Source organism: Blautia sp. MSK17_66, assembly GCF_020538025.1.
Classification (GTDB): domain Bacteria; phylum Bacillota; class Clostridia; order Lachnospirales; family Lachnospiraceae; genus Blautia_A.
On the sequence record NZ_JAJBNQ010000069.1, the window covers coordinates 1 to 1,300 of the forward strand.

2 protein-coding genes are annotated in these 1,300 nt (G+C 37.5%); one reads left to right on the forward strand and one right to left on the reverse strand.

All coding sequences use genetic code 11. The annotated features are described in order from the left end of the window. Positions 1 to 144 precede the first annotated feature (144 nt). A complete protein-coding gene (locus LIR34_RS17475; protein ID WP_044924472.1) occupies positions 145 to 828 on the forward strand; it encodes a Crp/Fnr family transcriptional regulator in 684 nt (227 codons plus the stop codon). Between the two features lie 118 nt (positions 829 to 946). On the opposite strand, the gene LIR34_RS17480 is transcribed toward LIR34_RS17475, so the two are convergent. Then, a partial coding sequence (locus LIR34_RS17480; RefSeq protein ID WP_265107751.1) for a rhodanese-like domain-containing protein occupies positions 947 to 1,300 on the reverse strand: 354 nt, incomplete at its 5' end.

The window sequence follows — 1,300 nt, forward strand, 5'->3', positions numbered from 1 at the left end:
GGTCCAAAAATGTAAAACTGACATCTCCCTGCATTATTTATCCCTCCCTCATATTCACAACAGTCATGTACTATAGTCAGTATATTTTTATTTATGGCATATGTCAATTATATAATTGACGCATCTAAAAAAAGTAAGTATACTATGTTCGTAAAGGAGATAACTGTTATGAGCTTCGAAAATTATTTTCCACTATGGAATGACTTAAATACAGCACAGAAAAAAGTAATTTCAGACAATTTGATTACACGGGATGTAAAAAAAGGAACGATCATTCACAACGGAAACCTGGATTGTACTGGATTATTACTGGTTAAATCCGGGCAGCTTCGAACTTACATACTTTCAGATGAAGGACGAGAAATTACACTTTACCGCCTGTTCGATATGGATATGTGTCTTTTATCCGCCTCATGTATCATGCAGTCCATTCAATTTGAAGTAACCATTGAAGCAGAAAAAGATACTGATCTTTGGATCATCCCTGCTGAAATCTATAAGGACATCATGAAGGAATCGGCTCCCGTCGCAAACTATACCAATGAATTAATGGCTAGCCGTTTTTCTGATGTCATGTGGCTGATTGAACAGATCATGTGGAAGAGTTTGGATAAGCGTGTTGCTTCATTTCTTTTAGAAGAGACCTCTATCGAAGGAACAAATGAACTGAAAATCACTCACGAAACTATCGCAAACCATCTTGGTTCCCACAGGGAAGTGATCACTCGAATGCTTCGATACTTTCAGGGCGATGGTCTCGTCAAACTCTCACGCGGCAAAATCACCATCCTTGATTCGAAAAGACTGGAAACACTACAAAGATCATAAAACTGTTTTTCTATGACATCTAAAGAATCCTCCATTTATCAGAATTGTGAAAGTCATTCTAATAAATGGGGGATCTTTTTACGCTACAAGTAAATTATAAAATTATTGTGATTATTTTTTAATAATCCATACCACATGCATATGCCCTTTCAATCAACGCACGGTCATTAACCACTGCATCATAGAAGCGGAATCCACCGGAGAAGTTGTATGTTTCATAACCGTTTCCTTCCAGAATACGGCTGGCAATGTAGCTGCGCAGACCACTTTGGCATATCAAGTAAACAGGCTTTCCCTTCTCAATTTCATTGATACGTTCCCTTAGTTCATCTACAGGAATATTTCTGAATCCATCCATATGCCCCCTGTTAAACTCACCTACAGTTCTCACATCCAGCAATACAACACTTTTATCTTTAGAAATCTTATCCATATCTTCCAGATGCCATTGTTTTAAGGTACCTTTTGCTAT